General features: G+C 61.2%; 27 protein-coding genes. 16 read left to right on the top strand and 11 right to left on the bottom strand.

The genetic code is table 11. The features are described from left to right. Positions 1–33: 33 nt before the first annotated feature. Entirely contained in the window at positions 34–1,326 is a 1,293-nt protein-coding gene (serS, locus tag K3752_RS10420) for a serine--tRNA ligase (RefSeq protein ID WP_170358697.1), read from the bottom strand. Positions 1,327–1,411: 85 nt separating this feature from the next. Beyond that, the gene (locus tag K3752_RS10415; protein WP_260063190.1) at positions 1,412–3,073 is read right to left on the bottom strand and encodes a mechanosensitive ion channel family protein; all 1,662 of its coding nucleotides are present in this window, start codon (positions 3,071–3,073) and stop codon (positions 1,412–1,414) included. Between the two features lie 203 nt (positions 3,074–3,276). Here K3752_RS10415 and yajC point away from each other — a divergent pair, with 203 nt between their 5' ends. From yajC to K3752_RS10365, 10 genes are all read left to right on the top strand, one after another. Beyond that, positions 3,277–3,564 carry a preprotein translocase subunit YajC gene (yajC, locus tag K3752_RS10410; RefSeq protein WP_093962445.1) on the top strand — a complete coding sequence of 96 codons (288 nt, stop codon included), beginning with the start codon at positions 3,277–3,279 and terminating at the stop codon, positions 3,562–3,564. Between the two features lie 33 nt (positions 3,565–3,597). Then, positions 3,598–5,259: a protein translocase subunit SecD gene (gene secD / locus K3752_RS10405; RefSeq protein ID WP_170338516.1), complete on the top strand. Its 1,662-nt coding sequence runs from the start codon at positions 3,598–3,600 to the stop codon at positions 5,257–5,259. A gap of 1 nt (position 5,260) precedes the next feature. Beyond that, on the top strand, positions 5,261–6,229 hold the full coding sequence (gene secF / locus K3752_RS10400) for a protein translocase subunit SecF (RefSeq protein ID WP_170366356.1): 969 nt from the start codon (positions 5,261–5,263) through the stop codon (positions 6,227–6,229). Continuing rightward, complete coding sequence (locus K3752_RS10395) at positions 6,222–6,968, top strand: sulfite exporter TauE/SafE family protein (RefSeq protein WP_170338013.1); 747 nt, start codon at positions 6,222–6,224, stop codon at positions 6,966–6,968. The genes secF and K3752_RS10395 overlap by 8 nt, the downstream gene beginning before the upstream one ends. A gap of 8 nt (positions 6,969–6,976) precedes the next feature. Further along, entirely contained in the window at positions 6,977–7,330 is a 354-nt protein-coding gene (locus K3752_RS10390; RefSeq protein WP_170338015.1) for an Mth938-like domain-containing protein, read from the top strand. A gap of 94 nt (positions 7,331–7,424) precedes the next feature. Further along, positions 7,425–8,039 carry a heme ABC exporter ATP-binding protein CcmA gene (gene ccmA / locus K3752_RS10385; RefSeq protein WP_170358704.1) on the top strand — a complete coding sequence of 205 codons (615 nt, stop codon included), beginning with the start codon at positions 7,425–7,427 and terminating at the stop codon, positions 8,037–8,039. Next, positions 8,036–8,692 carry a heme exporter protein CcmB gene (gene ccmB, locus K3752_RS10380; protein ID WP_260063188.1) on the top strand — a complete coding sequence of 219 codons (657 nt, stop codon included), beginning with the start codon at positions 8,036–8,038 and terminating at the stop codon, positions 8,690–8,692. Before ccmA ends, ccmB begins: the two co-directional genes overlap by 4 nt. A gap of 59 nt (positions 8,693–8,751) precedes the next feature. Next, a complete protein-coding gene (locus K3752_RS10375; protein WP_170358707.1) occupies positions 8,752–9,525 on the top strand; it encodes a heme ABC transporter permease in 774 nt (257 codons plus the stop codon). Continuing rightward, positions 9,522–9,680 (top strand): heme exporter protein CcmD, encoded by a 159-nt coding sequence (gene ccmD, locus K3752_RS10370; protein ID WP_005982370.1) that lies wholly within the window; start codon positions 9,522–9,524, stop codon positions 9,678–9,680. Before K3752_RS10375 ends, ccmD begins: the two co-directional genes overlap by 4 nt. Further along, a complete protein-coding gene (locus K3752_RS10365) occupies positions 9,673–10,212 on the top strand; it encodes a DsbE family thiol:disulfide interchange protein (RefSeq protein WP_170338525.1) in 540 nt (179 codons plus the stop codon). Before ccmD ends, K3752_RS10365 begins: the two co-directional genes overlap by 8 nt. An 8-nt stretch (positions 10,213–10,220) precedes the next feature. On the opposite strand, the gene K3752_RS10360 is transcribed toward K3752_RS10365, so the two are convergent. Together K3752_RS10360 and acnA are read right to left on the bottom strand one after the other, a co-directional pair. Continuing rightward, positions 10,221–10,922 carry an SDR family NAD(P)-dependent oxidoreductase gene (locus K3752_RS10360; protein ID WP_170338527.1) on the bottom strand — a complete coding sequence of 234 codons (702 nt, stop codon included), beginning with the start codon at positions 10,920–10,922 and terminating at the stop codon, positions 10,221–10,223. Between the two features lie 110 nt (positions 10,923–11,032). Further along, complete coding sequence (gene acnA / locus K3752_RS10355) at positions 11,033–13,723, bottom strand: aconitate hydratase AcnA (protein ID WP_260063187.1); 2,691 nt, start codon at positions 13,721–13,723, stop codon at positions 11,033–11,035. A gap of 226 nt (positions 13,724–13,949) precedes the next feature. On the opposite strand from acnA, the gene K3752_RS10350 reads away from it, so the two are divergent. Further along, complete coding sequence (locus tag K3752_RS10350; RefSeq protein WP_260063186.1) at positions 13,950–14,651, top strand: thioredoxin family protein; 702 nt, start codon at positions 13,950–13,952, stop codon at positions 14,649–14,651. Positions 14,652–14,659: 8 nt separating this feature from the next. Here the strand turns inward: K3752_RS10350 and K3752_RS10345 are convergent, their stop codons facing one another. The 5 genes from K3752_RS10345 to purB form a co-directional block, all read right to left on the bottom strand. Beyond that, entirely contained in the window at positions 14,660–15,583 is a 924-nt protein-coding gene (locus K3752_RS10345) for a lysophospholipid acyltransferase family protein (protein ID WP_260063185.1), read from the bottom strand. Between the two features lie 118 nt (positions 15,584–15,701). Then, a complete protein-coding gene (locus K3752_RS10340; RefSeq protein ID WP_260063184.1) occupies positions 15,702–16,802 on the bottom strand; it encodes a flagellar motor switch protein FliG in 1,101 nt (366 codons plus the stop codon). Between the two features lie 66 nt (positions 16,803–16,868). Continuing rightward, complete coding sequence (locus K3752_RS10335; protein ID WP_170432035.1) at positions 16,869–17,408, bottom strand: tetratricopeptide repeat protein; 540 nt, start codon at positions 17,406–17,408, stop codon at positions 16,869–16,871. A gap of 101 nt (positions 17,409–17,509) precedes the next feature. Beyond that, positions 17,510–17,662 (bottom strand): adenylosuccinate lyase, encoded by a 153-nt coding sequence (locus K3752_RS10330; RefSeq protein WP_170523228.1) that lies wholly within the window; start codon positions 17,660–17,662, stop codon positions 17,510–17,512. A 127-nt stretch (positions 17,663–17,789) separates the two neighbouring features. Further along, entirely contained in the window at positions 17,790–19,094 is a 1,305-nt protein-coding gene (gene purB, locus K3752_RS10325; protein ID WP_170338031.1) for an adenylosuccinate lyase, read from the bottom strand. 87 nt (positions 19,095–19,181) lie between these two features. On the opposite strand from purB, the gene K3752_RS10320 reads away from it, so the two are divergent. From K3752_RS10320 to K3752_RS10310, 3 genes are all read left to right on the top strand, one after another. After that, a complete protein-coding gene (locus tag K3752_RS10320) occupies positions 19,182–19,514 on the top strand; it encodes a hypothetical protein (protein WP_260063183.1) in 333 nt (110 codons plus the stop codon). A 111-nt stretch (positions 19,515–19,625) separates the two neighbouring features. Further along, the gene (locus tag K3752_RS10315) at positions 19,626–20,180 is read left to right on the top strand and encodes a hypothetical protein (protein WP_260063182.1); all 555 of its coding nucleotides are present in this window, start codon (positions 19,626–19,628) and stop codon (positions 20,178–20,180) included. 10 nt (positions 20,181–20,190) lie between these two features. Then, the gene (locus tag K3752_RS10310) at positions 20,191–20,550 is read left to right on the top strand and encodes a hypothetical protein (protein WP_170338034.1); all 360 of its coding nucleotides are present in this window, start codon (positions 20,191–20,193) and stop codon (positions 20,548–20,550) included. Positions 20,551–20,572: 22 nt separating this feature from the next. Here K3752_RS10310 and K3752_RS10305 read toward each other — a convergent pair whose 3' ends face one another. Next, positions 20,573–21,811, bottom strand: coding sequence for a bifunctional alpha/beta hydrolase/OsmC family protein (locus K3752_RS10305; RefSeq protein ID WP_260063181.1), 1,239 nt, complete (start codon positions 21,809–21,811; stop codon positions 20,573–20,575). Between the two features lie 236 nt (positions 21,812–22,047). On the opposite strand from K3752_RS10305, the gene K3752_RS10300 reads away from it, so the two are divergent. Beyond that, positions 22,048–22,242, top strand: coding sequence for a hypothetical protein (locus tag K3752_RS10300; RefSeq protein WP_260063180.1), 195 nt, complete (start codon positions 22,048–22,050; stop codon positions 22,240–22,242). 3 nt (positions 22,243–22,245) lie between these two features. Here the strand turns inward: K3752_RS10300 and dddP are convergent, their stop codons facing one another. Continuing rightward, positions 22,246–23,589 (bottom strand): dimethylsulfonioproprionate lyase DddP, encoded by a 1,344-nt coding sequence (dddP, locus tag K3752_RS10295; RefSeq protein WP_260063179.1) that lies wholly within the window; start codon positions 23,587–23,589, stop codon positions 22,246–22,248. Positions 23,590–23,712: 123 nt separating this feature from the next. Between dddP and K3752_RS10290 the strand changes: the two genes are divergently transcribed. Beyond that, positions 23,713–24,456 (top strand): DUF3445 domain-containing protein, encoded by a 744-nt coding sequence (locus K3752_RS10290; protein ID WP_260063178.1) that lies wholly within the window; start codon positions 23,713–23,715, stop codon positions 24,454–24,456. Positions 24,457–24,462 lie beyond the last annotated feature (6 nt).

Here is a 24,462-nt window from a genome sequence, read left to right as displayed (position 1 = left end):
CAATGCGGTCGCGGCTGGGGTGACCGCCAAAGGTTACGCCAGCGTGCCGTCAGCCTGCAGGGTCAGCTTGCCGCCAAGATACGGCGAAAGAACCTCGGGCAAGGTCACGGTGCCATCGGCGTTCTGGCCGTTTTCCAGAACCGCAATCAAACAGCGACCCACAGCCAGGCCCGATCCGTTCAGCGTGTGCACGAATTCAGGTTTGCCCCCACCTTCAGGCCGGAAGCGCGCATTCATGCGACGGGCCTGGAAATCTCCGCAGGTCGAAACCGAGCTGATCTCGCGATAGGTGTTCTGGCCGGGCAGCCAGGCCTCGATGTCGAAAGTCCGGCGCGCGCCAAACCCCATGTCGCCGGTGCACAAGACGACGGTACGATAAGGAATGCCCAGCTTTTCCAGGATGCCTTCGGCACAGCGCAGCATGCGCTGCTGTTCGTCGTCCGATTTGTCGGGATGCGTGACCGAAACCATTTCGACCTTTTCGAACTGGTGCTGGCGCAGCATGCCGCGCGTGTCCTTGCCGGCCGAGCCCGCCTCGGAGCGGAAGCACAGCGAATGTGCCGTGTAGCGGCGCGGCAGATAGCTTTCCTCGATGACGCAATTGTTGACGATGTTGGTCAGCGACACCTCGGAGGTCGGGATCAGCCACCACCCCTCGCGGGTTTGGTAGCTGTCTTCGCCGAACTTCGGCAGCTGGCCGGTGCCCTGCATCATCTCGGAGAGCACCAGAACCGGGCCGTTCACTTCGGTCAGACCGTTCTCGTTGGTATGCGTATCCAGCATGAACTGCGCGAGCGCCCGGTGAATGCGCGCCACACCGCCCGACAGCAGCACGAAACGAGATCCTGCCAGTTTGGCCGCGGTTTCGAAATCCATGCCGTTCTGGACCGAGGCGATCTCGAAGTGTTCTTTCGGTTCAAAGTCATAGTCCCGCGGCGTGCCCCAGCGTTTGACTTCGACATTGTCATTCTCGTCTTTGCCGTCGGGTACGTCCTCGGCCGGCAAGTTGGGGATGCGAACCAACTGGTCAGTCAGAAGGGCGTCGATATCCTTGGCCTCGGTCTGCATACGGGCGATTTCGGCCTTTTTCTCGGCCACAAGTGCCCGAAGACGCTCGAACTCGGCTTCGTCGCCGCGCGCCTTGGCTGCGCCGACTTCCTTGCTGGCCTTGTTCTGTTCGGCCTGCGCCGTTTCGGCTGCCAGGATCTTGGCCCGACGGCTTTCATCCAGGCGCAGCAGGTCTGACGATACCGGAGCTTCACCCCGGCGCGCGAGCGCGGCGTCGAAAGCTGCTGGGTTTTCGCGAATTGCGCGGATGTCGTGCATAGGTCAGATCCTTGGCAAGTGAATCACTAGGGCCGCTTATGCACCATCTGACGGGCAGGGTGTAGCACTGGGTTGGAAAATCGGCCTAGTTGTCCGTGTCTTCAACCGCTTCATGTGCCAGTCGACCGTCCCATGGATGGGTTGGAATCTTCGGCTCGGGCGGGTCGGCAACGTAAGATGGCGTCATGATCTGAACGCCGTTCTCGTTGAACACTTCAACGATGTTGCGGTGCAGGTCGGACTTGATCCGCGGGATCGAGTTGCCACGGGTCGTGTAGGCGTTGATCTGGTAGTTGATCGCGTAATCGGCCAGCGCGGTCCACAGGACAAAGGGCTCGGGACGGGCGCGAAGGCCATCGGTGCGACGGGCTGCCTCGATCAGCATCGCTTCGACCTTTTCGGGGGGCACTTCATAGCCGATCCCAACGGTCGTGTGCAAAAGCAGGCCCTTGCCGTCGGTCTGCTTGGAAAAATTGACCACGTCCGAGTTCATCAATTGGGCGTTGGGGATCGAGATCAGCTCGTTCTTGATGGACTTCAGGTGGGTTTCCATAAGTTTGATCTGCACCACATCACCGATGTGTTCACCGATTTGGATGCGGTCACCGATCGAGGTCGACCGGCGATAGATTACGAACAGTCCAGCCAGCATGTTGCTGACAACCGAGTTCGCGCCAAGAGAGAGCATTGCGCCAACCAGGATGGTCAGACCCTGAAAGGCCGCCGAATCCGAGCCCGGAATGTAGGGAACCGCAAAGACAAGGGCGATCAGGATCACCACGACACGCGCGATATTGAACGTGGGATTGACCCAGTGTTTCTCGAAATCGCCCATGTCGAAAGTGCCGGCCTCGACCGCGTCGAAGAACACCCGCATGCCTTTGATGATGTACATCGTCACCCAGGCGATCAACGCCAGCATGATCATGTTCGGGATGTAGCTGAGGATACCCCGGAAGATCAGCAGAACCGGTTCGGTCAGGTAGGTCAGTAGCAGCTGCGCAAAGTACCGCGACTCGGCAAATGCCAGCAGAACGAACGACAGATAGTAATAGAAACCCAGAAAGAAGATGATCAGCAGGCCAAAATTCAGCCCGTATCGGATCAGTGCGGCAATCGCCTCGGCCTGTACACTTTTCGCGGTGGCTTCCTCCACGTCCCTAAGGTATCGCCGGACAAAGATCAGCGTGCGTCGCCGAATGCGCCTGTGCAGCCACAGGATCACCAGGACGAAGACGATGAACCCCAACGTCCACGCCGCCGCTTCGATCGCACCGGACACACGCGCCTCGTCCGTGCGGTTTGCCCGGTAAGCCATGATCGAGTCCCGGATGGCGTCGCCATGCAAGACCGTCAGGACGCTCAGTTCCATTTGCTCCAGCTCGGCATCGGCCTCGGTGACGATGGTGACCATCTGACCGTCCGCCAGAATGCGGGTGCCTATCTCGGTGTCCTGATAGGTGATGTCGACATCCGTGGCATCCGAGGATTCGGCGACCTTGATGATCGCGTCCTGAATGTTCTCGGCCCTTTCCGGCGCGGGCAGGGCGCTGGAGCCTCGAATGTGGAACAAGGTGTCGCCGTCAACGATGACCGGAGCCATGAAGGTCTCGGCGGCGGCGCTGTCGGCTTCGGGTCCGTCCTGCGGGGCATCCTGCGCCATGACAGGCACCGAAAAGGCCCAAGCCGCAAACAGCATGGACAGCAAAACACCCAATGGAAATGGGGCCTTGACGATACTCCGCATGGGTCCTCCCTGACTTTGACTATACCCAAAGCCCCGCACCATCCTAGTGGATATCTGCGGTGTAATTCATCATCTTCGGGGATCGTGACACTGTTGCACGGCATGCCAAGTCGGCCATCGCTTGCAAAGGTTGATTTCAAGGCATAGTTTCCCGGCAAATTCGCGGTGCTCACTCCGCGACCTCAAGAAAAAAGGAATGTCCCATGGAAGGTGGCGCAATCGCCCAGTTTCTCCCGCTCATCCTGATCTTCGCGATCATGTACTTCCTGCTGATCCGTCCGCAGCAGAAGAAGATGAAGGAACATCAGGCCATGGTCGAGGCAGTGCGCCGCGGCGATCAGGTCGTCACTCAGGGTGGCCTCATCGGCAAAGTGTCGAAGGTCAAGGAAGGCGAAAACGAGATCGAGGTCGAGATCGCGGACGGCGTCCGGGTTCGTGTGGTCAAGTCGACCATCGCTCAGGTGCTGAACAAGACCGAACCGGCGAAGTAAATTCGCGTCGCAACTTCCTGAAAAGGCAGGGTAATGCTGCAAATTGATACCTGGAAACGGGTCCTGATCTGGCTGGTCTGCGTGGTTGGCCTGCTGATGGCCCTGCCGAACGCGTTTTACACGCGGGTCGAACAATCGAACGACGCCAAGGCCGCCATCGAACTGGGCATCGACACGCCCGAGATGCAGGCGCAAGCGGGGCAATGGCCCGATTGGCTGCCGTCGTCATTGGTCAACCTGGGGCTTGATCTTCGCGGTGGGGCGCATCTGTTGGCCGAAGTTCAGGTTGGCGATGTCTACGAGACGCGGATGGAGGCCATGTGGCCCGAAGTTCGTGATGCCCTGCGGGACGAACGGGCGACGGTCGGAACGATCCGACGTCAACCCTCGGCCCCGGATGAGATTCGCGTTCGTATCAGCCAGCCGGACGGAATGCCAAGCGCTCTGGAAGCGGTGCGCGGGCTGGCCCGTCAGGTGCAGACGCTGACCGGGGTCGGCGCCACGGATATCGAAGTCAGCGCCGACGGCGACACCCTGATCGTAAAACTGTCCGAGGCGGAGAAACTGGCCTCGGATGATCGAACGGTGCGTCAGGCACTGGAAATCGTGCGCCGCCGGATCGACGAGGTTGGCACTCGTGAGCCGACCATCCAGCGTCAGGGCACCGACCGGATCCTGATTCAGGTGCCCGGGATCGGCAGCGCAAGCGAGTTGAAGGACATCATCGGCACCACGGCGCAACTGACCTTCAATCCGGTCGTGGCCCGCGGCACCGATCCGGACGTCGTGCCCGGCGTCGGTGAAGAGGTCGTGCCGTCGATCGACGAAAACGGCGTGTACTATACCATCGAATCCGCACCCGTCGTGACGGGCGAGGAATTGGTCGACGCGCAGCCTTCCTTCGATCAGAACGGACGCCCGGCGGTCAGCTTCCGGTTCAACACATCCGGCGCCCGTAAATTCGGCGATTACACCCGCGACAATATCGGTGCTCCGTTTGCGATCGTGCTGGATGACGAGGTGATCTCGGCCCCGGTGATCCAAAGCCATATCCCCGGCGGATCCGGCATCATCACCGGCAACTTCACCGTCGAAGAAAGCACGAACCTTGCTGTTCTGCTGCGTGCAGGTGCGCTGCCGGCGGGTCTTGAGTTCCTCGAAGAACGTACGATCGGCCCCGAGCTGGGCCAGGACAGCATCGACGCGGGTAAGGTCGCCACCACCGTCGCTTTTGCAGCAGTCTTGATCTTCATGGCGCTCAGCTATGGTCTTTTTGGCATCTTCGCCAACATCGCTTTGCTGATTAACGTCGGGCTGATCTTTGGGCTGTTGTCACTGATTGGCGCGACATTGACGTTGCCGGGCATTGCCGGGATCGTGTTGACGGTCGGTATGGCGGTGGATGCCAATGTGCTGATCTTCGAACGTATTCGAGAAGAGCTGAAATCGGCCAAAGGCCCCGCTCGGGCAATCGACCTGGGCTATGAAAAGGCCCTGTCGGCCATTCTGGATGCCAACATCACGACCTTCATCACCGCCGTTATCCTGTTCGCCATCGGCAGTGGCCCGGTTCGCGGCTTTGCCATCACGCTTGGCCTGGGCATTTTGACGTCGGTCTTCACCGCGATCTTCGTGACGCGACTGATGATCATCATGTGGTTCGAACGGCGCCGCCCGAAAACGATCGAGGTTTGACATGAGACTGAAACTCGTACCCGAAAACACCTCGTTCGATTTCTTCAGCCGCTGGAAGGTCTGGCTGGGCATTTCGGGCCTGATGATGGTCATCGCATTCGCTTCGTTCATGCTCCAAGGTTTGAACTTCGGGATCGACTTCCGGGGCGGTACCACGATCCGGACCCAGAGCACGCAGGAATTGGATGTCGGTGTTTACCGCGACGCCATTGCGCCGCTGGGCCTCGGGGATGTCACCATCACCGAAATCTTCGACCCGACATTCGGGCCTGATGAGAACGTGGCCATGATCCGCATTCAAGCGCAGGACGGTGCCGAATCTGTCACGGCCGAAACCATCGCGGCAGTCGAAGGCGCCTTGCAGGCGGTAGTCCCAGATATCCAGTTCGTTTCGGTGGAATCCGTGGGCCCGAAAGTATCGGGCGAGCTGATCCAAACAGCCGTGATTGCTGTGGTTCTGGCGATCGGAGCGGTGCTGGTCTACATCTGGCTGCGGTTCGAATGGCAGTTCGCGCTGGGGGCGGTCGCCGCGCTGGTGCATGACGTGTTGCTGACGATCGGTATTTTTTCCGAGCTGCAGATCCGCTTCGACCTCGCGATTATCGCCGCGCTTCTGACAATCGTCGGTTACTCGCTGAACGATACCGTGGTCGTATTCGACCGGGTGCGTGAGAACCTGCGTAAATACAAGAAGAAGGACCTGAAAGAGGTGCTGAACCTCTCGATCAATGAAACGCTCAGCCGAACCGTCATGACCTCGGTCACCACGTTGCTGGCGCTTGTCTCGCTGTATGTGCTCGGCGGTGACGTGATCCGCGGGTTCGTCTTCGCGATGATCTGGGGCGTGATCGTAGGGACCTATTCGTCGGTTTTCGTGGCCTCGACCATCCTGCTGTGGCTGGGGGTCAAACGCGATTGGTCCAAGCCATCGAACACGGCCGGCAACCAGTTTGCCAATATTGATGCCTGATGTGTTCGGCCAATCCCCAACGGGATTGGCCGTCATCATTTTTGCAGCCCTCGCGGGTGGAATCGTTCGAGGGTTTTCCGGGTTCGGCACCGCGCTGATCTTTCTGCCGCTGTCGACGCCTTACCTTGGTCCGTTCGGGGCTTTGATCGCGTTGACCTGCATGGATGTCTTCGGGCCACTTCCCAATCTGCGCCGCGCCTGGGTTGATGTCGACAAACGCGATCTCGTGCGACTTGTCGTCGGGTGTGCACTTTTGCTGCCGGTCGGACTGTCGATATTGACCCGAGTCCAGCCTGAGGTTTTTCGCTACGCCGTCAGCCTCGTGACCCTGTTCATGCTGGTCGTGCTGATTTCGGGGCTGCGGTACAACGGCGAAGTCCGGCGCAACATGGTAACTGCCATCGGCGCTGCGGCCGGCTTTTTGGGGGGCGTTGCAGGCATCCCGGGTCCGGCGGTAATCCTGTTCTACATGTCTCGCCCGTTGCCTGTGGCAGTTGTTCGGGCCACGATCCTGCTGTTCCTTCTGGCCTTTGATTTTCTGATCTTCGGATATCTCGCTGCGTTCGGGCAATTGACCTGGTCAACGGTTGGGTTGGGGCTGGCGCTTGCCGTTCCGAATCTGGCAGGAAATTGGCTGGGCGGCTGGATGTTTCAGCCTGCCAGGGAACGGGTCTACCGCGTGATCGCGTATGCAGTCATCGCTGCTGCGGCCTTGTCGGGCTTGCCGCTTTGGGGATAGAAGATCACATGCGTCTGAACGAGATCACATATACCAACGCAGTTCCGATTGATGGCTATGGGCCGGGATTTTTTCGGATAGGCGGCGAGGTTCACGAAGGCAGTGTTCTGACAGGCCCCGGAGGGACCGGACCTTGGGGCGGTTTTGCGGACAGCGAGAGCCTTCTAGGGCTGGCCAATCAGGTTGACGTTCTGTTCATCGGCACCGGCGCTGATCTTTCTCACATACCATCTGATTTGCGGTCGACCCTCGAAGAGGCCGGCATCGGGGTCGAGATCATGAACTCGCCCGCCGCCTGCCGTACCTACAACGTGCTCTTGTCCGAGGGGCGCCGCATCGCTCTGGCCCTGTTGCCGGTTTGACCGATTCATCTGGCCCCTCACATCCCGCCCCGCCAAAAGGCCCTGCGGCAAATCCGTCCTTTTTCCCCCGCAACCAATCGGATAAGCGGGTCTCATGACACTGACCGTGACCGATCTTGCCATTGCCCGAGGGGGCGTGCCCGTGCTCGAAGGCCTCAGTTTCGCGCTGCCCCCGGGCAAGGCGCTGATCCTGCGCGGCCCGAACGGGATCGGCAAGACCACCCTTCTGCGCACGCTGGCCGGGCTGCAACCGCCGCTCTCGGGCCGGATCGAGGGGGCCGAGGACCGGATCGCCTATGCCGCCCATTCCGACGGGCTGAAACCCACCCTGACCGTGACCGAGAACCTGACCTTCTGGGCCTCGGTCTTTGGCACGCGCGACATCCAGCCCGCGCTGGAGGCCTTTGCCCTGAACGAACTGGCCGATCGTCACGCAGGCAACCTATCGGCGGGTCAGAAACGCCGGCTGGGCCTTGCGCGGATGCTGGTGACCGGCCGCCCGATCTGGATGCTGGACGAACCCACCGTGTCACTGGACAAGACCGCTGTGGCAATGTTCGCCGATGCAGTGCGGGCGCATCTGGGACAGGGCGGCTCGGCCCTGATTGCCACCCATATCGATCTGGGTCTCGATGGTGAGGTCCTGGATGTCGGCCCCAACAAGGCGCGCCCCAAAGCGCTGGACGACTTCGACGGAGGCTTCCTGTGATCGCCCTGCTGTTGCGCGACCTGAAACTGTCCTTCCGCGCGGGGGGCGGGTTCGGCCTCGGGCTGGCTTTCTTCCTGATCGTCACCGTTCTGGTGCCGTTTTCGGTGGGTCCGCAATCCTCGCTGTTGGCGACCATCGCGCCGGGGGTGCTGTGGCTGGGCGCGTTGCTGGCCTGCCTGCTGTCTCTGGATCGCCTGCTGGCGCTGGATTGGGAGGACGGGTCGCTCGATCTGCTGGCCACCGCGCCGCTGCCGCTGGAATCGGTGGTCACGATCAAGGCGCTGGCGCATTGGATCACCACCGGCCTGCCGCTGGTGCTGGCCGCGCCGGTGCTGGGTGTGCTGCTGAACCTGCCCGGCCCCGGTTTTGGCTGGCTGGTCGTCTCGCTGCTGATCGGCACGCCCGCGCTCAGCGTGATCGGCACCTTTGGCGCAGCCCTGACCGTGGGGCTCAAGCGCGGCGGCCTGCTGCTGTCGCTGCTGGTGCTGCCGCTATATATGCCCACGCTGATCTTCGGGGCCGAGGTCGCGCGCCGTGGTGCCACCGGGATGGAGGTCCAGACCCCGCTGCTGATGCTGGCCGGGATCACCGCCGCCACGGTCGCCCTTCTGCCTTTTGCCAGCGCGGCGGTGCTGCGCATCAACCTCAGATGATTGGGGCACGTTGACCGATGTCAATTGAGAACGCCCCCGACTCGGACTAGATAAGGCCCATGTCGATAGCAGCCAAAGCCAACGCCCTGTGGGAATACGCCAACCCGCGCAAGTTCCTCGCCACCAGCGAGCGGGTCCTGCCGTTCTTCTGGATCAGCTCGGCCCTGTTTCTGGTCGTCGGGCTGGTGTGGGGGTTCTTCTTCACGCCGGATGACTACAAGCAGGGGTCTACCGTCAAGATCATCTACCTGCATGTGCCATCGGCGCTGATGGCCATCAATTGCTGGCTGATGATGCTGGTCACCTCGCTGGTCTGGCTGGTGCGCAGGCACCATGTCAGTGCCCTTGCCGCACGCGCCGCAGCGCCGATCGGCATCGTGATGACCCTGATCGCGCTGGCCACCGGCGCCATCTGGGGGCAGCCCATGTGGGGCACCTGGTGGGCCTGGGATCCGCGCCTGACCTCGTTCCTGATCCTGTTCCTGTTCTATCTGGGCTACATCGCCCTGTGGGAGGCGATCGAAGACCCCGACACGGCGGCGGACCTGACCTCGGTCCTGTGCATCGTGGGCTCGGTCTTTGCCATCCTCAGCCGCTATGCGGTGAATTTCTGGAACCAGGGCCTGCATCAGGGCGCATCGGTGATGCGCGCAGGGGCGATAACCGGCACGGACACCACCGAGAAGGTCAGCAACGTGTACTTCTACCCGCTGCTGACCTGCATCATCGGCTTCGCGCTGCTGTTCATCGCACTGGTCCTGTACCGGACCGGCACCGAAATCCGCGCGCGGCGCATCAAGGCGCTGCTGGCACGGGAAAGGGTAAACGGATGATGCCTGATCTGGGAAAATACGCGGAAACGGTTCTGTCTTCCTACGCGGCCTCGATCGTTTTGCTGGTGGCACTGGTGGTTTTCAGCATCCTGCGTGGTCGCAAGGTCCGGGCCGAGATGGAAAAGATCGAACAGAGGATGTCGCGCAATGGCTAAGATCTCGCCGTTGATGATTGCTCCGCCGCTGATCTTCGGTGCCTTCGCCGTGCTGGCGGCCATCGGCATGTTCCGCGAAGACCCCAACGCGCTGCCCTCGGCCCGCGAAGGCCAGCCCGCGCCGCCCGTTGTCCTGGCCGAGTTTCCAGGCAAACAGGGGTTCGACGACGCAACCCTGCGCGACGGCCAGGTCAAGCTGGTGAACTATTGGGCCAGCTGGTGTGCTCCCTGCCGCGCCGAGCATCCGAACCTCGAGAAACTGGCGCAGGAAGGTATTCCGGTCTACGGCATCAACTACAAAGACAAACTGGCCAACGCCGACGCTTTCCTTAGCGAACTGGGTGATCCTTATGCCGCCATCGGGCGCGATGAAAATGGCCGCATGGGATTGGATTGGGGTGTCTACGGCGTGCCCGAGACCTATGTGATCGATGGTGACGGCACGATCATCCTGCGGTTTGCCGGTCCGATCACCCAGCGCGTGATCGAGAGCACTATCCGACCCGCATTGGAAAAAGCCGCCGCGCAGTAACGCCGGGGTTAAAGGCGATACCCGCCAGAGACGGTCAGCACCTCTCCGGTGATGAAGGACGCGTCTTCGGATGCGAGAAAGCGAACTGCGCGCGCTATGTCCTCGGGTATCCCAACACGCCCCAGCGCCGTGTTCTGAACGAATAGGTCGGTCAGATCGTCGGGTCTTGGGGCTTCGGGGATGTTGATCGCTCCGGGTGCCACCGCGTTGACGCGAATGCCGTCTGGGCCAAGTTCTTTCGCCATGGCGCGGGTCCACAGGTTCAGCGCGGCCTTGCTGGCCCCATAGGTAGCGGCGTCGCGTGGCGGGAGTTCGGCGTTGACTGACGAGATACTGACGATCGACGCTCCCCGCTGCAGGTGAGGCAACGCGGCGGCCAGCAGCGCGGCCGGTACCAGCAGGTTGAGATCAAGAATAGCCCTGTGGTCCTTTTGGCTGAAGCTGTCCTTCGGCGTGGCCTGAACCAACCCGGCATTGTTGATGATCACATCCAGCCGGCCGAACCTGTCGATGACGCGGCGCACCACGTCTTCGGGCTGACCTTCTTGCGTGAGATCGCTTTGCAGGGTCAGGGCCGGTCGGTCATCGGGCAAGGGCTGCGGTTCGGTCTTGTGCCACGTCAGGGCGAGGCGATGATCCACGGCCAGATCAACCGCGATGGCCCGGCCAATTCCGCGAGCACCACCAGTTATCAAGGCAACTTTTTCCATGCCCCCAGCAGACCGCTTATCTGCACGTAACACAACGCGATAGTGGCCAGACCTGAAACGAAAAAGGGCGCCCGTTCGGGGCGCCCTTGCGTTCTTGGCTTTGTGCCGGCTTAGCTGGCCTTGGCCAGGTTCCGCAGCACATAGTGCAGCACGCCGCCGTTTTCGATGTATTCGATCTCGGGCGCGGTATCGATGCGGCACTTGAGCGTGATGGTCTTCTCGGTCCCGTCCGCATAGGTGATCGTGCAGGGCACCTCCTGCAGCGGTTGGATCGTGTCCAGACCGTGGATCGAGAAGGTCTCGTCGCCTTTCAAGCCCAGCGTCTTGCGGTTGTCGCCGGCGGTAAACTCGAACGGGATGACGCCCATGCCCACCAGGTTCGAGCGGTGGATACGCTCGAAGCTTTCTGCGATCACGGCTTTGACACCCAGCAGCGCAGTGCCCTTGGCCGCCCAGTCCCGCGAGGAACCGGCGCCATACTGCTCGCCACCGATCACGACCAGCGGAGTGCCTTCAGCCTGATAGGCCATCGATGCGTCATAGATCGAGGTCTGCTGACCATCGGGACCTTTGGTGTAACCACCCTCGACGCCGTCCAGCATCTCGTTCTTGATGCGGATGTTGGCGAAGGTGCCGCGCATCATGACCTCGTGGTTGCCACGGCGCGATCCGTACGAGTTGAACTCGCGCGGTTGCACCTGACGCTCCAGCAGGTATTTGCCCGCGGGGCTGGTGGTTGCAAACGAACCAGCCGGCGAGATGTGGTCGGTGGTGACCATGTCGCCCAGAATGGCCAGAACCTTGGCGCCTTCAATGTTCGAGATGGTGCCCGGCTGTGCCCCCATACCCTGGAAGTAGGGCGGGTTCTGGATGTAGGTCGACGTCGGCGGCCAGTCATAGGTCTCGGCATCGGTGGTTTCGACCGATTGCCATTTCTCGTCGCCCTTAAAGACATCGGCGTATTTCGACTGGAATGCCTCGCGGGTTACGGTTGCCTCGACCAGTTCGGCGATCTCTTTCTGGGTCGGCCAGATGTCTTTCATGTAGACGTCGTTGCCGTCCTTGTCCTGACCGATCGGTTCCGAGGTCAGGTCGATGTCCAGCGTGCCGGCCAGCGCATAGACAACCACCAGCGGCGGCGAAGCCAGGTAGTTGGCGCGCACGTCGGGCGAGATCCGGCCTTCGAAGTTGCGGTTGCCCGACAGGACCGAGGTCGCCACAAGGTCGCCCTCGGCGATGGCTTCCGAGATCTCTTTCTGGATCGGGCCCGAGTTGCCGATGCAGGTGGTGCAGCCATAACCAACGAGGTTGAAGCCGATCTTGTCCAGATCTTCCTGCAGGCCAGCGGCCTCAAGATATGCGGATACGACCTGCGATCCCGGGGCCAGAGAGGTTTTGACCCACGGTTGGCGGTTCAGGCCCAAAGCCGCCGCCTTGCGTGCGACAAGGCCCGCACCGATCATCACATAGGGGTTCGAAGTGTTGGTGCACGACGTGATCGAAGCGATCACGACCTTGCCCGATTCCATGGTGTAGTCTTCGCCTTTGACCGGCACTTCCTTGCCCATCGGGCGCTTGAAAGTGTTTTCCATTTCCTGGCGGAAGGCAGCCTTGGCGTTGGTCAGGGGCACATAGTCCTGCGGACGCTTGGGACCCGAGATCGCCGGAACGATGGTGCTCATGTCCAGCGTCAGGGTGTCGGTGTAGACCGGGGCATAGTTCTCGTCGCGCCAGAAACCGTTTTCCTTGGCGTAGGCTTCGACCAGCGCGATGCGGTCCTCGTCACGGCCAGTGTTGCGCAGGTAGCGCAGGGTTTCGTTGTCGATCGGGAAGAAGCCGCAGGTCGCGCCGTATTCGGGCGCCATGTTGGCGATGGTTGCACGGTCGGCCAGCGGCAGACGGTCCAGGCCTTCGCCGTAGAATTCAACGAACTTGCCCACCACGCCCTTGGCGCGCAGCATCTCCACGACCTTCAGAACCAGGTCGGTGCCGGTGGTGCCTTCGACCATCTCGCCGGTCAGTTCGAACCCGATCACTTCGGGGATCAGCATCGAGATCGGCTGACCCAGCATCGCGGCTTCGGCCTCGATCCCGCCGACGCCCCAGCCCAGAACGGCCATGCCGTTGACCATTGTGGTGTGGCTGTCGGTGCCGACCAGCGTGTCGGGATATGCGACTTCTTCACCGTTCTGGTCGGTGTCGGTCCAGACGGTCTGGGCCAGGTATTCCAGGTTCACCTGGTGGCAGATGCCGGTGCCCGGCGGCACGACGCGGAAGTTGTTGAACGCGCTCTGGCCCCATTTTAGAAACTGGTAGCGCTCCATGTTGCGCTCATATTCGCGGTCCACGTTCATCTGGAAGGCGCGCGGGTTGCCGAATTCATCGATCATGACCGAGTGGTCGATGACCAGATCGACGGGGTTCAGCGGGTTGATCTTCTGGGCGTCGCCACCCAGCGCCTTGATGCCGTCGCGCATCGCGGCCAGGTCGACAACGGCCGGAACGCCGGTGAAGTCCTGCATCAGCACGCGGGCTGGGCGGTAAGCGATCTCGCGCGGGTTCTTCCCGTTGTTGGCACCCCATTCGGCAAAGGCCTTGATGTCATCGACCGAGACCGAAAAACCGCCGTCCTCGAACCGCAGCATGTTTTCCAGCACCACTTTCAGCGCGGCGGGAAGCTTGGAGAAATCGCCCAGGCCGGCCTCTTGCGCGGCGGGGATCGAGTAATATGAGATGGACTTGCCATTCACGCTCAGGCTGCGGCGTGTCTTGGCGGTATCCTGTCCGACTTTGATGGGCATCTGTGGCCTCCCTCTCAAATGACGTGGAATTGGGATTCGCTGAGCGGTATCTGCATCACCATGGCCTGCGGTTCAAGGTCCAACAGGGCGGGTGCGGCAATTTTTGTATACCATTGCACACATTTTTGCGGATTGCCGCCGAAACCTGTCTCAAGAAACCTTGATTGGCGCTTGATCCGGTGGCGGAGTACACCGGTGCTTGCAGGCTCCTCAAACAGAGAGTGAAATGAAAAGATCAGCCCTGACCACAGTTCTTGCGACCGTATTCCTGTCGGCGTCTTCGGCCTGGGCGGACAGCCCGGTGGTGGTCGAATTGTTTACCTCGCAGGGGTGTTCGTCCTGCCCGCCGGCAGATGCGATCATGCACGATCTCGCCAAGCGCGACGACGTGATCGGCTTGGCGCTGCACGTGGACTATTGGGACTACATCGGTTGGAAGGACGAGTATGCCGATCCGGCGCATACGGACCGTCAACGAGCGTATGCGCGGCGCGGCGGACGTTCGATGATCTATACCCCTCAGATGGTGATCAATGGACAGCAGGATGTCGTCGGTGCCAAAACCCGCGATTTGAACCGATTGATCGACGCGCATTTGACCGCTGCGCCCACCGCGTCGGTTTCGGCGCAGAGGTCCGGGAACACGGTTACGGTCCGCGTTGCCCCGGTCGACCTCGTCGACGCGAAAAACTATGACGTCGTGGTCGTGCAATACACGCCCCTGCGCCACGCGTCGATTCGACGGGGCGAGCTGGCCGGACACGATCTGGACTACGCGAATGTCGTTGAGGAATGGCACGAAGCGGGCCGATGGAACGGGTCGGCTGAACAGGATTTTCAGATCGAACTGTCTTCGGACCTGCCCGCGGTGGTTCTGATTCAGGGCACCGGCAGTGGCCCGATCATCGCCTCAACAAGGGTGAAGTAGAGGGCGGCTCAGGGCATGTCCTGAGGCTGCACACCCAGCCCATTCCAGGCTTTCCACCGCCGGTGAATCCAGAACCATTGGCCCATGTGTTTCCGCACCATGCCTTCGAGGTCATCGTTGATGAATTGGGTCATGGTCTTGGGGTCCGTATGCGGCACCGGATCATGCAGAACGATCTCGAAATCGATACCGTTGGCTTGGCGCACCGCGTAACAAGGAATGAGAACGGCATCGTATTTCATCGCCAATTCCGCGTTCAAAACCGACGTGACTGCGGGTTTGCCAAAAAACGTCAATTCTTCACCGCCATGGGCGTGCAGGTCCGATACGATGGCGATGATGCCGCCCTTTTTGAGGGACCGAACCATTTCCACCATGCCGCGCCGACCTTGTTCGAACATCGGCTCGCCGGTTTTGTGGAAGGCGTCGACATACATCTCGTTGAAATACGGATTGGCCATGCGGCGGTACAGGCAACCAATCGGCTTGCCGCTGCGCGCCTGCAATGCGATCCGCGCAGCAAGGTAGTGGCCGAAATGTGCGGTGATCATCATCACCGGCCGCCCGTTGGCCACCGCTTGTTCAAAGGCGTCGATTCCTGAACCTGATACTTTTGCGTTCTTCTGCCGTTCGGTGAAATCCTCGGGCGAGAAGTGTTCCATGATCGCGCGGCCCGCGTTGTCGGGCACTGCACGGCAAATGCGTTTGACTTCGGTTTCAGGCAGGTCAGGGCAGGTCAGTTTCAGGTTGCTTCGCACACGTTTGGTGAACCCGACCGCCGGGGCCAACCCGCGCACGATCGCCCCCATCGTCGAAACGCGCCGTTCATAGGACAAAAGACGCATTGCGCCGATCATGCCTTTCAGGAACAGGTTGGCGACATAGTATTGACCAAGCTCAAAGCGGCTCAGTTCCGACTTTTCGACGGGCATCGGGGGATCTCACCGGGTGTTGTGAATTGCGGATTCAGACATACAGCCGGCGCGCAACAACCACAAGCATTGTCCCGATCCCTGGTTCTACGGCATCCGAGCCAGCGGCAGGCAGCCCTTAGTCGTCGTTGCCGTCGGCATCGGCTTCGACAAGGGCAATTGTGCCGGCGTCCACGAGTGTGCGGATCGCACCGACAATCTGGGTCATGGCCTCCTCTGCTTCGGCCTGCTTGACCTTGCCGCGTTCAGCAATTTCTTCGCGCAGGTTGTCGGCCATCCGTGCGGATATGTTGGACAGAAGATAGTCAACCGAGGCCCTGTCATCCTCGGTTCTTGCGCCAGCCAGAGCAGTTATCAAAACCGGCTGATCGACTTCGCGCAGGATGGCAGGCACATCCCGTGCAGCGATACGCGTGGCGATGTGCGCAAAGGTGAAAATGGACTTGCGAACAGCGCTGGCGAACTCAGAGTCCTCCTCATCGAGCGCGTCCAGCAGCCCGTCACGCGTGGATGGGGGGGATTGGTTCAAGATCGCCCCGACGCGCGTGTCGGGTGAATCGGTGAAGGCCGGAACCGGGCGTTGATCGAGTTGCGCGGCCAGGGACCAGCCGATCCGCTCCACCGCCTCGGGCGTCACGTTGGCGGTTTTTGACACGGCATAGGTTATCCGTCTGGCCACCGGCCCGGGCAATTGCGCCAACAACTGTGCTGCCTTCGCCGTATCAAGCTTGGATAGCATGACGGCTGCAACTTCGGTGCTTTCGGCCTGAGCCATACGCGCGAGGTCTTCTGCAGGGGTGTCACGCAGTCGCAGCCATGGATCGCCGACCTGGCGCACACCCGCGACTTTGCGCAGCCGGGCAGCGGTCGCCGGGGCAATCTTGCCATTTACCGCGTCCAGCGCCCCGGCCAAGCCGTGCGGAAAGGCAAGTCCGACGCTGTCCAGCGCATCTGTGAATTCTTGCGCAACCGCAGCGAGGGTTACACGGTCAACCAGCCCCATCCGGCCCAGATGGAGGGTCAGCCGTTCCTGCAGTTCGTCGGGCAACTCCTCCAACGGAAGATCGGCCCCCTCGTTCAACAGCAGGCGTACGATGATGGCGGCCTTCTGGCCGGGCGTGAGTTGGCGAGGTACGACGCGAGGGGCGTCATCCGTCTGTTTCTCGGCCGGAGCAGAATTGCCCGGCGCGGTCTGTACCAAAGCATGTGAATCTTGCATCTGCCTGCGGTGTCAATTTTTGTTCCGCAGGCAGATTAGCGAGAGTCGAGTAAAGAAAGACTGAACCTAGTAGCTGTAAGTCAGCCCCGTGCGGATCGCTTCGCGCAGAGACGCTTCGGCCCAGGTGCCTTCTCCTCCGCGTGACTTGATCTCGCGCCATTGCGCGATGGCCAGTTCGGTTTTCCCTTCGGTGACATATCCTTGGCCCATATAGCTGCGGGCCAGGATGTTGTCAGGATTGGATTCGATTGCGCGTTGGTAATAGGTTTCGGCCAGCTCGGCTTCGCCCATTTTGCGGTAGGTGAAACCCCAATACGTCAAAACGCGATCATCGTCTTGATCCATGACCCGCAACACGTTCTGCGCATTTTCGAACTGGCCGTCATAAGCAAGCTCGCGCACGGCCTGATACAATTGCTCTTCGCTGAAATTGGTCTTGTTCGGCTTGACGCAACGGCCGGCTGCTTCGTCATAGACGCGGCCGAACAGGCATTTCTTGGTGGTATTCGTCGGTTTTGGGGGGCTGCTGTCACCGCCGGCGGCACTGACCGCGGGGGCAAAGGCAAAGGTCTGAAGGGCTAGTGCCGTGGCCATCAAAAGGCGCATTGTCCTACTCCGTTCCAAGGGCTGCTCGCAAGAAGCATAGTGCGTTCTTCAAAAAAGCTAACAGCCAATGGCTCGCTTTTATTCACAAGTAGGACAAGAATTCAGCTGCTGGCGTTTTTCACGCAGCGTTCCGAGGCCGAATCCCAAGTCGTACCAGGCGCACAGGATTGCGATTGCTTGCTGTGGCCTTGGCAGGCGAATGCGGACGAGGCGGACAGGGCAAGGGCCAGTGCGCAGAGTGTCGTGCGGATCATGATGGGCTCTCCTTGAACGAAAATTGCCCATTCAGCATAGCCGATTTCGGACGTTTCCGCAAAAGACAGGGGCCCGGATCGCGCAGCGCGACCCGGGCCCCGGCAAAAGCCGTTCCTGCGTCGAGGGTTACTCGCCGAACACCCGCTCGAAGATCGTGTCGACATGTTTGGTGTGATAACCAAGGTCGAATTTTTCTTCGATCTCTTCCTTGCTCAGCGCTGCGGTCACATCCGGGTCGGCCAGCAGTTCGGTTTTGAAGTCCTTGCCTTCTTCCCAGACCTTCATCGCGTTGCGCTGCACCAGGCGATAGGCGTCCTCGCGGCTGACGCCGGCCTGAGTCAGGGCCAGCAGCACGCGTTGGCTCATGACCAGACCGCGGAACTTGTTCATGTTGGCCAGCATGTTGTCCGGATAAACCACCAGCTTGTCGATCACCCCGGTCAGGCGCGACAGGGCGAAATCCAGGGTCACGGTGGCGTCGGGGCCGATGTTGCGCTCGACCGAGCTGTGGCTGATGTCGCGCTCGTGCCACAGGGCCACGTTCTCCATCGCCGGGATCACGGTCATGCGCACCAACCGGGCCAGGCCGGTCAGGTTCTCGGTCAGCACCGGGTTGCGTTTGTGCGGCATCGCCGACGAGCCCTTTTGGCCTTTGGAAAAGAACTCCTCGGCCTCCAGAACCTCGGTGCGCTGCATGTGGCGGATTTCGATGGCGATGTTCTCGATGCTGCTGGCGATCACGCCCAGCGTGGCAAAGAAGGCTGCGTGGCGGTCGCGCGGGATGACCTGCGTGCTGATCGGCTCGGGCACCAGGCCCAGTTTTTCGCAGACATGCTCTTCGACGCGCGGGTCGATATTCGCGAAGGTGCCGACCGCGCCGCTGATGGCGCCGGTGGCGATCTCGGCGCGGGCGTCGCGCATCCGCGACAGGTTGCGGTCCATCTCGGCGTAGAAGCGCGCGAAGGTCAGGCCCATGGTGGTGGGTTCGGCATGAATGCCGTGACTGCGGCCGATGCGGACAGTGTCCTTGTGCTCGTAAGCGCGGCGCTTGAGCGCGGCCAGCAGGCCTTCGAGATCGGCGATCAGGATGTCGGCGGCGCGGGTCAGTTGCACGTTGAAGCAGGTATCCAGCACGTCCGAGCTGGTCATGCCCTGGTGGACGAAACGGGCCTCATCGCTGCCGACATGCTCGGCCAGATGGGTCAGGAAGGCGATGACGTCATGCTTGGTGACGGCCTCGATCTCGTCGATGCGGGCCACGTCGAATTCCACGTCCTTGGCTTTCCAAACGGCCTCGGCGTTTTCGCGCGGGATGACGCCCAGATCGGCCATCGCGTCGCAGGCATGGGCCTCGATCTCGTACCAGATGCGGAACTTGGTCTCGGGCGACCAGACGGCGACCATTTCGGGGCGGGAATAGCGAGGAATCATGGGCGGCGGCACCTTTTTCGGTTGGCAATGGGTGTTGGCGCGGGTGATAGACTCGCCAGACCGTTGGGACAAGGCAGGAGACGCGGGATGAGACGGTTTGCCCTGATTTTGTTGGTTTGGCCCGGAATTCTGGCGGCCGACACGTTCCGACCGCTGACGGGCGCGCAGATTCTTGACGCTCTGTCAGGCCGGACGCTGGCTTATGACAACGGGGCCACACAGGTCTTCGAGCCGTCTATGGCTACGCAGTATTTCTCGGGTCGACCTAGCTCGGGGCGCTGGGCCGTGCGGGATGACAGATATTGTTCGATCTGGCCACCGTCTGACTTTTGGACCTGTTACGATGTCCAGTCGGACGGTACGCGGATCCGATTTGTGGGAGAGGCCGGCGATGCGACAGTCGGCGTATATGCAGACTAGGCGGCAATACAGGTCAGGCGGGCCCCTGAGCAAAACTCTTTAAAAACTGGACAAGCGCGGGTTGCATCGCTCATCCTCGGGACGATGACACCAACAAATAGAGATATCAGCTTGTTTAAGAGAAACCTTTTTGCCATCGGCGCGGCTTTTTGGGTCGGGATGGCGGGTGCGGGGCTGAGCGACACGCCGGTCACCTACACCGAAGGGGGGCGTGCGCTGTTTCAGTTCGATGTCCCGGATTTCTGGATGCTGCGCACGGGCGGCCCACGCGATCTTGAGGATACACAACTGGGCGATACCCGGTCCGTAAGCCGGGTGATGGCTGCGCGCCCGGTCACAGATGACTCGGTCTGGATCGGATTCGTTTCGCCGTTCGGCGTTGCCAGCATCGAGGACGGGGTCCGTTACTTGCAGGATGTCGACAAGTTTCTGGTCAAAAACCCAGAGGTGACAAGTGATGCGAACATGCGCATCGGCGGTCTGCCGGCCCGGGTCATTCGCGGCACCGGCACCCGTGAAGGGCGCGGGATCAACTTCACCGCGACGGTGATCGACCTGCCGCGCAACCGTGTTGCGGTTGTGGTGACCATCCTGCGCGACGGTGCAGATCCTGGCTATGTCGAGGATCTGAATGCCATCTTCGCGTCATTCCGGTCAGTGCAGTGAGGGCGTGAAAATGGCAGGAACCTTTTTGAAGCGATCCGTCATCGTTCTGGGGCTTGGGGCCGGGGGATTCACCCTCTCGGGCTGTGAAGGCGTCACGGTCGGTGTAGGATACGGATATGACCCGTTCTATGACTCGATGCTGTGGAACGACTATTACCGCAACGTGAATGTCGACATTGACGTGGACCGCCCACCGCCGCCGGGTAAACCGCCGGGTGGAAAACCGCCGCCCAAACCCAAGCCGCCAATTGCGAAACCGCCTGCGCGGCCCAAACCTCCGATCGCCAAGCCGCCGGCGCGTCCTCGACCGCCCGTGGCCCGCCCACCAGCGGCACGGCCCCCGATCCACAGGCCTGCGCCTCGGCGATAGGCCATCCGGACCGGATATCGGTTCACGCCGGAGCCGCAACAGGTTCCGGCGGCAGCAGTTCGGTGGTGATATGCGCCGAATTTTCAAGCGTGCGGTGCACCGGGCATTTGTCGGCAATCTCAAGAAGCTTGGTCCGCTGGTCATTGTCCAGCGGTCCGTCCAGTCGGATCTTGCGGCGGAACTGGTCGACCTTTCCATCCCCCGCCAACCCCGCGTCCTGCGCGTGCACCTTGTTGTGACAGACATCCACGCTGATCCCGGTCAGGGGCCATTGCTTGCGTCGCGCATACATACGGATGGTCATCGAAGTGCACGCCCCAAGCCCGGCAGAAACGAAGCCATAAGGCGACATGCCGCGATCGGTCCCGCCGTAAGAGGCCGGCTCATCCGCCACGGCATGATGGCTTGGACCTGATTGAATGTCCTGAAGAAAACCGCCCGGGTCCACTTCGGTCACGCGCACCACGCCTTCGGGCGCGCCCGGCGGCGGGGCGGGCGGCGACAGCGGGACATAGCGCGATACCCAGGCCGCGATGACGTCGGCGGCGTATTCTGCATCCTTCGGACGGGTGATCAGGTGGTCTGCGTCGTCCAGCGTGACAAAGCTTTTGGGGTGCTTGGCGGTCAGAAAGATCGTGCTGGCATTGTCGATGCTGACTGTTTCGTCGCGCGGCGCATGCAGAATCAGCAGCGCGGCCTTCAACTCGGCAATCGAGGGCGTCAGTTCGGATTCAGAGATGTCGCGCACAAACTCTCGGCCGATACGGATGGGGCGCCCACCCAGCAGAACTTCGGCGCTGCCATCCTGTTCGATCTGGCCCCGTGCGTCTTCAAAGTGATGAGCCACATGGCCGGGATCGGCCGGGGCGCCGATCGTGACCACCGCCTTTACCGAGGGTATACCGGCCCGCGCCCGTAAGACCGCGGCCCCGCCCAAAGAATGCCCGACAAGCAGGTCAGGCGCCATGTTCCGACCCGCAAGAAACTGCGCAGCGGCGATCAGATCCTCAACGTTCGAAGTGAAAGTCGTGTTGGCGAACTCGCCTTCGGAATGGCCCAGCCCGGTGAAGTCGAACCGTAGAACGGCAAATCCCATCGCTGCAAGCCGCGCGCTGATGCGCCGGGCCGCGGGAATGTCCTTGGAGCAGGTAAAGCAATGCGCAAACAACGCAGTTGCCAGCACCGGCCCATCGGGGAGATCCAGCCGAGCAGCCAGCTTGCCACCATCGTGACCGGAAAATGTGACGCGTTCTGTGGGCATGTAGGGTCCTCAGGCTGTGATGCTAAGCGCAATACTGTGAATAAGGCAGTGCAGTCTCAACCCTTGTGACAGGACCGTCACGGGAAGGTGAGGGCGCAGGCGGTGATCGTGAGGCGCCCTTTGTCAGGGCGTTGATCACAATCTGTGAAGTCTAAGCGAACAACAATTCGTTTTAATAATGACTCAGAAGCTCCCATGTTCGGCCTAACCGAAACAAAGGATCAAGGAGCGCGGAGATGACACATTCGACAAACGTGGCGCATTTCGAAGTTGCACAGGTCGGTACGGCGGTTGCCGTCTTTCTGGCCACGGCCATCGGATTTGCCGCCGGACTGCACTGGCCCCAAGACACGTTTTCGCCGGGCGCATCGGCAGAGCCGGTGCTTGAGGACTGGCAAGGAAATGTACGTCGCTCTCACTGGAGGGATTGAGACCTAGTCGAGCCCCATAAGAGCGGAATCGAACGGGTAGCGGGTCAGGTTTTCATAGCCGTCTTCGGTGATCAGAACCTGATCTTCAAGCTTGATCGAGAAGTCGGCGCCCACTTCGCCCACGGCGGCCTCGACGCACAGCACCATACCGGGTTCCAGCGGATAATCATATGAGCCTGGCACTGCCTTGTCGGGATAGGCCACCAACGGCCATTCATCACACAGGCCCACGCCATGCATCAGGCAGCCGTACTTCTGTGTTTGGAACTTGTCGTCCAGCCTGTGGCAGTTGGCGGTCAGGTCGGGGATCATCACGCCGGGCTTCAGCATCTCCATGTTGGTCATGATGTGCTCGTGCGCGTGCTGCATGGCATAGATCATGTCGGGGCGGGGTTTTTCATCCCCGATCCACCAGGTGCGCGAGATGTCGACGCAAATGCCGTAGCTGCCGATCAGATCGGTATCAAAGGCGATGATCTCGTTCTTCTGAGTAATCCGCGGCCCGCATTCCTGAAACCACGGGTTGGTACGCTGGCCTGAGGCCAGCAGGCGGGTTTCGATCCACTCGCCGCCGCGCTTGATGTTCTCGGCGTGCAAAACGGCCCAGATGTCATCTTCGGAGGTCTTGCCGTCACCAACATTGGCCCGGGCGAACTTCTCCATCTCAGCCACGGCGGTTTCGCAGGCGTGGCTGGCGCAGCGCATGGCCAGGATCTCGTCAGGGCCCTTGATGGCGCGGGTCTTTTCGGTGACCTCTTCGCCTTCCATGATCTCGAAACCCTGCGCCTCGAGCGCGCGGAGGCCGTGCAGCATGATCTTGTCCACCGCCAAACGGGTGTGGCCGGGGGCGTGATCCTGCATCAGCACGCGCACCTCGTTGGCGAACACGTCCGCCTGCACGTCCACCTTGTCGCCCCGGTCGAAATAGAACAGGTCCGCGCCCGAGCGCTGCTCGCGTACCAGAGGGTTGAATTTGGACAGGAAGGGCGAGTTCTTGTAGTCCCAGATCACCATGTAGCCATCGGCGCACAGCAGCACCGCACGGAACGGGTTGTGGGTGTTCCAAAGCTGCATGTTTGTGCTGTCGGTCGCATAGCGGATGTTGAGCGGGTCGAACATCAGCAGCCCGCCATAGCCCCGGTCGACGATCGCCTGGGTCAGCCGCTTCCAGCGATAGTCGCGCATGCGGTTCAGGTTGGGCAGTTGCAACCCGGCGGCGGCCCATTCGCTGAATGCAAGTTGGGTGGGGCCGATCTCGATCCGGTCATTGTCGTTCGGCGTGCCGTCGCCCAGCGTCGCGCCGCGGCTTGGGTCGATCTTGCGGGTATCTCGATAGTGGTGGTTCACGGCGCGCCTCCCTGCATGCCGGTTCAGCCTGACGGGGCAGGGCGGCCCCGTCTGGGTGAATTGCGACGATTTGCCAGTCGCTTTTTGACCGACAAGGCCTGTTTCGAGTGCTAACCCAAAGCCATGACAGTCATTGTGCAACAGACTCTACCCTACGATCCGACCCAACAGCGACCGCCGCCGGGGATCGCGCCGACCACGATGGAGGACTGGCTGCATCGCGATGATGCCTTCGCCGCGCAGATGGGACACCGTCAACATCTGCTGGAAACCCGCCGGGACGACGTGCTGGCGCTGGACGCGCAGGCCCACCCGGCGGCTGTCGAACTGCTGGATCTGGTCTTGGCGCAGGCCTATCCCGAGGCGGCCGACACCGCGCAGCGCCCGGATGGGGCCGCCGTGCCGATTGACCGGGACAATCCTTTGGATACGCTTTGCCTGCTGGCGCAGGAGGATTTCTGCATCCTGCAGAAACAGGGCGACGAGCATGTGCTGACCGGGGCCATCCTGTGCTTTCCCGCCAGCTGGCGTCTGTCCGAGAAATTCATGCGACCACTGATCGACATTCACGAGCCGGTCGACAGCTACGATCTCAACATCGCGCGCCGGGTACAGCGCCTGTTCGACGGGATTCAGGTCGGCCGGCCTTTGTGGCGGTTCAACGCGCTGTGGTATGACGACCCCGAGTTGCACCAGCCCCGCAGCGCCAGCGCCCCGCGCGAGATCCGTGACCGTGGTACCACCCGGTATCTGCGCAGCGAGCGGCAAACGCTTTTGCGGTTGCCCGAGACACGGGCCGTGGTGTTCTCGATCCACACCTATGTCGTGCCGGTCGAGCACCTGCCAGAAATGGAAAACCCCGCCTGATGGCGG

The organism is Ruegeria sp. B32 (assembly GCF_025141855.1).
GTDB lineage: Bacteria > Pseudomonadota > Alphaproteobacteria > Rhodobacterales > Rhodobacteraceae > Ruegeria > Ruegeria arenilitoris.
This window is presented reverse-complemented; position numbering and strand designations above follow the sequence as displayed.